The 6,259-nt window shown below is 66.4% G+C and carries 8 protein-coding genes and 2 pseudogenes; 3 read left to right on the plus strand and 7 right to left on the minus strand.

Translation table 11 applies throughout. The features are described from left to right. Positions 1-84: 84 nt before the first annotated feature. The 6 genes and pseudogenes from ACY5KJ_RS16530 to ACY5KJ_RS16555 all read right to left on the minus strand — a co-directional run bounded on the left by ACY5KJ_RS16530 (position 85) and on the right by ACY5KJ_RS16555 (position 3,007). Positions 85-1,134 carry an AraC family transcriptional regulator gene (locus ACY5KJ_RS16530; RefSeq protein ID WP_462188527.1) on the minus strand — a complete coding sequence of 350 codons (1,050 nt, stop codon included), beginning with the start codon at positions 1,132-1,134 and terminating at the stop codon, positions 85-87. Continuing rightward, positions 1,047-1,232, minus strand: a complete 186-nt coding sequence (locus tag ACY5KJ_RS16535; protein WP_462203787.1) for a hypothetical protein — start codon at positions 1,230-1,232, stop codon at positions 1,047-1,049. The genes ACY5KJ_RS16530 and ACY5KJ_RS16535 overlap by 88 nt, the downstream gene beginning before the upstream one ends. A gap of 89 nt (positions 1,233-1,321) precedes the next feature. Beyond that, on the minus strand, positions 1,322-1,789 hold the full coding sequence (locus ACY5KJ_RS16540) for a transposase (RefSeq protein WP_462188535.1): 468 nt from the start codon (positions 1,787-1,789) through the stop codon (positions 1,322-1,324). Continuing rightward, a pseudogene (locus tag ACY5KJ_RS16545) lies at positions 1,716-2,150 on the minus strand (transposase); the annotation flags it as partial. The gene ACY5KJ_RS16540 and the pseudogene ACY5KJ_RS16545, both read right to left, overlap by 74 nt. Then, positions 2,051-2,371: a hypothetical protein gene (locus tag ACY5KJ_RS16550; protein ID WP_462203788.1), complete on the minus strand. Its 321-nt coding sequence runs from the start codon at positions 2,369-2,371 to the stop codon at positions 2,051-2,053. The pseudogene ACY5KJ_RS16545 and the gene ACY5KJ_RS16550, both read right to left, overlap by 100 nt. 147 nt (positions 2,372-2,518) lie before the next feature. Continuing rightward, a complete protein-coding gene (locus ACY5KJ_RS16555) occupies positions 2,519-3,007 on the minus strand; it encodes a 2,4'-dihydroxyacetophenone dioxygenase family protein (protein WP_462188529.1) in 489 nt (162 codons plus the stop codon). A 227-nt stretch (positions 3,008-3,234) separates the two neighbouring features. Between ACY5KJ_RS16555 and ACY5KJ_RS16560 the strand changes: the two genes are divergently transcribed. From ACY5KJ_RS16560 to ACY5KJ_RS16570, 3 genes are all read left to right on the plus strand, one after another. Next, positions 3,235-4,128 (plus strand): hypothetical protein, encoded by an 894-nt coding sequence (locus tag ACY5KJ_RS16560; RefSeq protein WP_462203789.1) that lies wholly within the window; start codon positions 3,235-3,237, stop codon positions 4,126-4,128. Then, complete coding sequence (locus tag ACY5KJ_RS16565; RefSeq protein ID WP_462203790.1) at positions 4,125-4,394, plus strand: helix-turn-helix domain-containing protein; 270 nt, start codon at positions 4,125-4,127, stop codon at positions 4,392-4,394. Before ACY5KJ_RS16560 ends, ACY5KJ_RS16565 begins: the two co-directional genes overlap by 4 nt. A 159-nt stretch (positions 4,395-4,553) precedes the next feature. Beyond that, positions 4,554-5,852, plus strand: a complete 1,299-nt coding sequence (locus ACY5KJ_RS16570; RefSeq protein WP_462203791.1) for an MFS transporter — start codon at positions 4,554-4,556, stop codon at positions 5,850-5,852. 186 nt (positions 5,853-6,038) lie between these two features. Here ACY5KJ_RS16570 and ACY5KJ_RS16575 read toward each other — a convergent pair. After that, positions 6,039-6,259: pseudogene (locus tag ACY5KJ_RS16575) on the minus strand (CoA ester lyase); the annotation flags it as partial.

A 6,259-nucleotide genomic window follows, 5' to 3' on the forward strand; every position in this document is an offset into this window, starting at 1 on the left:
AACCCGGCCTCCCCGACCTGACCCGCCGCCAGTCCGGCCCGTCCTGGACATCCGGGACAAGTGCCGACCGGACGGACGACGCGATCAGTCATGCAGCCTGGACGTCCTGGACGTCTGGGACGCGGTTCTGAAGGGCTGCGCTCCACCGTCCGGATCGTCCCGAAAATCGGGTTCGCCCACGTGGGCGAACGATAAGGCGACCGAATCACGGTAACAAGTCGGCGTCGCACCATACAGCCGTTTGAATTCTCGACAGAAGTGACTCGTGTCCGCAAAACCCCAACGGCTGGCGATCGCCTGAATAGAGCATGATCCCTCGATCAGGTCCCGGCGGGCTCGTGCGAGTCGCTGGGAGCGGACGGCGGCGCTGTAGCTGTTTCCTGTCGCGGCGAAGCCGCGCTGCAGCGTGCGGACAGACACACACTGCGCAGCGGCCGCCGCAGCGGCACTGACGTCGCGGTGGCCAAGGTTTCGAGCTATCCAGCGTTCCACTGCGAGCCGCAGCGATTCCCCAGTGATCGCATTCGTGAACGTGACCTCGGGGCGCACCGCCGCGGCCACCAACTCCAATGCCGCGTTGCGGGCCGCCGTTATGGTGGGGGCGGGAATCTCGTGCGGGAGGCTGGCAAGTGAGGCGATATAACTGCGCAACAACCTGATCGCGGGAGCGTTCACGTCCACCACGAGGTCGGCTTCCAACCACGGGCTCTCCAAGACCTCTTCCAGCGCCGCCCTCGGCATTACCAGGGTAATTTTGCGGAAGTGCTCAACAACTTCGAACCGCATCCTTTGCGTGCTGTTCCAAGCCACGAAGCTGCCCGGAGTGACAACAATCTTCTTGTCCTCGATGGCAAGCCGTTCAGTCCCAGCGGTAGCGAAGAAGATCGCAATATTTTCCTCGCTGGTCCGGCTGATCAGACTTCGACTACGTTCACCCCTACACGGATCACATGCGATATCCAGCAGCGCGATGTCATCGAACCAGCGACGCTCAATCGAGGCACGGTAGGGTAATTTCCCTGGAGGAACATCAGTGTGGAATGGCGTCACCGTGCTGCCCAGGATCTCCTCCCAGCGTCCAGGACGGTCGCGATGGGGTACATCGACAAGGTCGTACATCTCGTAGGTCCGCATGATGACCTCCTACCGGGAACCTGGGCCGCCGCGCCTGCAAGCATAAGCGGCTCTACGGGGACGTAATGAAGTAACAAATACGTGATCGAGAGCATCATCGCAGGTCACAGGCCTGTGGAGGGTTCGAAACGCGCAAGTTATTTCATTTCGACTCCTACGCAGTTCACCGGGAGTCGTAGCTGGCCGGTTATTGGACGTTGGGGTGGGTGGTGGCGGGTAGCCAGTCGGGGCGGCTACTTCGGGTGGTGGCGTAGCTGGCGCGGCGCTGCTGGTTCGGGACGTTGCGCAGGCCGAAGGCGGTGCGGTAGACGAGCTTGGTGACCCGGTTGACGGCCTCGGCGGCGTTGGAGAGTCCGAGGAGGATCGCGGTGGCGATCTCGTCGCGCCAGTCGAAGATCCTCTCGGCAAGGGTGACGACCTCGGGGACGTCCTTTCCGAAGGTCGCGCAGTAGCCGAGGAACCTGGTCAGGGCCCTGGCGATGTCGGTGCGGGGTGGTCGCGACGCCGGTGCGGGCCGGGGAGAGCGCGAGCAGGTCGAGCAGCAGATTCTTGGCGTTCCAGGCGGTGCGCAGCGCGTGGGCGGCCTCACCGTCGAGGTCCTCGAGAACCGTGAAGGTCTCGAGGATGCGGCGGCGCCCGCGGTCGGAAAGCGCATCCGGGCCCCACAGCAGCCGGTCTTTGATCGTGTACTCGGGGTCGGTGGCGCGGCCGCGGCGGTGGCGTAGCTGGTGGCTGACACGGCGGCGTACGTCACTGACGGCCTTGTTGCCGAGCTGGGCGGTGTGGAACGGGTCCACGGCCAACTGGGCGTGCGGGAGCGCGGCGCGGGCGACCGCCTTGTAGGTCGTGGACATGCCGATGGTCACGGCGCTGATCCGGGCACGCCAGGCCGCGGGCTGGGCGAGGATCCAGCTGGTCACGGGCTTCGGAGCCCTCCGCTCGACGACCCGAGCAGACCCTGATCGCCGGCGGAGTCGATGAGCACCGTCTGCCAGCGGTCGGCGTCGGTCACCCACGCCCCGGTGAGCGGGTCGCGGTGGAAACGCGGCGAGCCGCGCCGCTGGTCGTCGATCCCGAGCACCGACACGTCGGGCAGCGCCGCCCGCAGCGACAGCCGGTTCGCACGGCCGACGCCCGCCGGCCGTGCGAACCGGCCGACGCCAGGTCGCTGACCTGGCCGTTCGTCATCGGCGGGTGTGTCCCTTTCCCCGAGCCCTGCACGGTCACACCCCGTCACAGCAGGCGGTCACTGAACGCTGGTGTTCAAACACGGCTCACGGCCAACCGCGTAGGGCCTCATAAGCAGTGGAAAGACGTGCGGGAAGCCCAGGTAAGTCGCGGTAGTGGAGTCCACGCCCGTGGTGTACGAGTAGCGACCGACTGGCTACGAGAGGGCGAAGCTGGTCAGGTCAACCGGGATGATCCCATGCTTCCTGCAGTACTCGTTGTATCGCTCGGCGAACGTATGGGCCTGCTCGATGCCGATGATCTCGTCGTTTGGGCCGAGGAAAGCAATAGCTCCTTCAACCGAGATGAACACCTCGATGCCCTCGTCAGGCTCCACAATGAACGTGTGCCTGCTGTTGGCGACCTCGTACACGAAGTCACCCGGCCCCGACACCCAGGCGTGCTCCGCGTACCGCCATTTCCCTCGAATGGTGTAGACAAGCACGCGACCATAATGGTCATGCACACCCAGCGAGGCTCCCCCCGGCGCCCGCAGAAGCATTTGTGTCTCGCTCTTGACCAGATCCACATGAAGAATCTTTAATTCCACCTCGTTCGTGTAAGGCGTGAACGGAACCCACGGAAGATCGTCGACTCCCGTGTGCGTTGGAGCGAAATGTTGGAGGGGATTGACCAGTGTCGTCATCTGCGTCTCCTCGGGAGATTGGCGTCGATCCCTGCCTTCGGAATCGTCTGGATCCGGCGGGGAACGGCCGGCTAGGCGAGCGGTAGGGTTTGATTCTGGACCCACCAAAAGATCCGAGATAGAACAGCGGTGACAGATCCCTGAACACGCGCGACAAGCACGGGTGCCACGCGCGCCGTTGGGGCGAGGACCGGGGTGCCGACGACACCGCCGGGCAGGATAATCCCATGATGATGCGGACGTCCGACGACCGTGTGCGAGAACTCACCGCTGCGCTGGAACGCGACGAGGGACTGGTGGATCCCACGATCGAGCGTGTCCGGCGCGAGATCCCGGCCTATGAGGTGGTCCCGACCGAGGCGCTGGTGACGAGCATCCACCGCAACGTCGTGCTGGCGTGCCGCACCCTGCGGGCGGGCGTCGTGCCGCCGAGCTCGGAGATCTGGCAGGCCGAGCGCACAACGCTGGAACGGCTCCAGCAGGGCGTGCCGATCGAGGACATCATGGGCGGCTTCCGCATCTGCATAGCGAGCATCCAGGACCGGCTGGTGGATCGCGCCCAGGAGTTCGGGGTCGACCACCCCGAGTCGCTCACCCTCACCTCGCTGCTGTGGAAGCTGAGTGACGTGTTCTCCGCTCGTGCGGCGAGCGCCTACCGCGAGTACGGCCTGTCGCATGCGGTGGCGGACCGAAGGCGCAGGGACGAATGGCTCGCCGGGCTGCTCGCCGGCACCCTGTCGCCGACGCAGATTGAGCAGGGGTGCATCCGCTACCACGTGCGGCGCGACACACACCTGCGGGCGGTGTGCACTGCCGCCTTACCAGAAGCGGAGCTGGACCAGGCCCTCAACCTGATCAACCAGGGATGCCGGCGCAGCAACGTGGTCCTGCTCCTGGTGCCCTCCCAAGGCCGGCTCGTGGGGATCGTGTCGGGGCTGCCACCCGCGGTCCCGGGGCTGCTGGTCGCCGCCGGGCCCGAGGGGCCGCTGGACCGGGTCGCGACGTCCTTCTCGGTGGCCAACGACGTATTGGCCACGGCCCGACTGCGCCACAACGAGGGCGTGCACACCCTCGAGGGCCTCGGCTGGCGGGTGGCCGTGCCGCGCGCGCGGCGGACGTGACCGCACTGATGCGGGCCCGCTACCTCCAGCCGCTCCGGGGCACCGGTGCGTTCGGGGAGGAAGTCGTCGAGTCGCTCCGCTGCTACCTGGCCAATGGCCGTAACATCCCGCGGACCGCCGAGGCGCTGCACATACACGTCAACACGCTGCGCTACCGGTTAGCCCGGTTCGAGGAGCTGACCGGGCGGTCCCTGGACGACACCGACACCCTGGTGGAACTGTCCTGGGCCTTCCACGCGGAGACGGCAGCCCCGCCGGTTTCGTAGCCGCCTACGAAGCAAGGGGCGCCACGTTGGCATCCCGCCCGTAGCCTCCAATGTGTCGCACGCCACATCCTGTTGGGAATCCGTACCCGCTATCGGGCCCATCAGAGCTCGACGTCCCGAGCTGGCGGTCTCGGCCGCCGCCCAACAGGGGAGCAACCCATGACCGCTTCGATGACAGCAACAACCGGCCTCCGAGCGCGGACCAACCATTATCGGCAGCTCCTGGCCGCTTCCGTCGGCAACGCCGTCGAATGGTTCGACTGGTACATCTACTCGATGCTTGCGGTGTACTTCTCCACGCAGTTCTTCCCGGCCAGCCCGGGAGGCAGCCTGGTGCCGCTGATGTCGACGTTAGCGATCTTCGCCGTCGGATTCTTCGCCCGACCGGTCGGATCGCTGATCCTCGGGATTCTCGCCGACCGGATCGGCCGCCGCAGGACGCTTAGCACCACGATTATGGGCATGGGCCTGGGCAGTCTCATCATCGGGCTTGCCCCCACCTACGAGCAGGTCGGGGTCGCCGCCCCGGCGCTGCTCCTGCTGGCCCGGCTGATCCAGGGCGCCTCCGCGGGAGGCGAGTATGCCGCGGGAAGCGCGTTTCTCATCGAGTCCGCACCGGATGGCCGTCGGGAGCTGTACTCGAGCTTCTTCTACATCAGTGCGACCTCGGCCAACCTGGCGGCGATCGGAATCAGCGCCTTACTCGCCAGCACGCTGGACTCGCAGAACATGACCAGCTGGGGCTGGAGGATCCCCTTCCTGCTCGGCTCGGTCGCGGCCGTGGTCGGCATGTGGATCCGGACGCACGCCAAGGAGACCCTCACCAAGACGGCGGACGAGCCGGCCGGTGCCCGTCGTGCCGACATGTTCGAGTTCCTCCGCCGGCACCCCAGGGAATCCCTCCAGGTGTTCGGGCTGACCGCGGCCCCGGCGCTGGTGTTCTATGTATGGACCGCCTACCTGCCGACGTACGCGAACATCACGGTGGGCTCCAACCTCAAGCACGGCCTGCTCTCCGGTGTCGTCGCGCTGACCATCTTCCTCGCCCTGCAGCCGGTCTTCGGAGCGATCTCGGACCGCGTCGGCAGGCGGCCGATGCTGCTCACCTTCGGCACCTTCTTCGTGGTCGGCACGGTTCCGATGCTGGCCCTCCTGGACGGCTCGACCACCAGGCTGCTCCTGGTCCAGATCATGGGGCTGGTGTTCCTCGCCTGCTGGTCGTGCATCTCGAGCGCGGTGGTCGCCGAGCTGTTCCCGGCGCGCCTGCGCAGCTCCGGTATCGGGTTCCCCTATGCGCTCTCCGTCGCCCTCTTCGGCGGCACCGGCCCCTACGTCGCCACCTACCTCGTGGACATCGGCCACCCCGCCTCCTTCGGCTGGTACGTCACCGCCGTCGCCCTGGTCAGCACCGTGGTCTTCAGCCGGCTCCCCGAGACCGCGCACCGGCCCCTGCACTGACCGACAGGAGACATCGCCCGCGGGTCCGAGAGTCTGGATCACGCTGGCAGAGAACGACGGTGATTTCCACCGCGGTGATTTCCACCGCGGTGGAGAGGCTGTCGCATCCCTACAGCCGTCGGAGCGGCTGAACTGTCACCGTCAGAACAGCTACGGCCAGAACAGTTACGGCCAGAACAGCTACCGTCAGGAGGCCGTCTGGCCGTCGGCCAGACCCGCGATGGCCGCGCTGACGGCGAGAATCCGGCACGCGTTGTCGACGTGCAGGTTCTCGATCAGCCGGCCGTCGACGGTCGCCACTCCGCGGCCTTCGCGTAGTGCCTCCTCCCACACCCGCACGATCTCCGCGGCCTGCGCGACCTGGGCCTCGGTGGGTGAGAACGTGCGGTTAGGGGACGTAATGAAGT

This window comes from Frankia sp. CcWB3, from assembly GCF_977927595.1.

Coding starts and splice junctions, on each gene's coding strand:
- ACY5KJ_RS16540 (WP_462188535.1), bottom strand. CDS start 1,789: ATGCGCTTTCCGACCGCGGGCGCCGCCGCATCCTCGAGACCTTCACGG.
- ACY5KJ_RS16535 (WP_462203787.1), bottom strand. CDS start 1,232: ATGATGCTCTCGATCACGTATTTGTTACTTCATTACGTCCCCGTAGAG.
- ACY5KJ_RS16570 (WP_462203791.1), top strand. CDS start 4,554: ATGACCGCTTCGATGACAGCAACAACCGGCCTCCGAGCGCGGACCAAC.
- ACY5KJ_RS16560 (WP_462203789.1), top strand. CDS start 3,235: ATGATGATGCGGACGTCCGACGACCGTGTGCGAGAACTCACCGCTGCG.
- ACY5KJ_RS16555 (WP_462188529.1), bottom strand. CDS start 3,007: ATGACGACACTGGTCAATCCCCTCCAACATTTCGCTCCAACGCACACG.
- ACY5KJ_RS16530 (WP_462188527.1), bottom strand. CDS start 1,134: ATGCGGACCTACGAGATGTACGACCTTGTCGATGTACCCCATCGCGAC.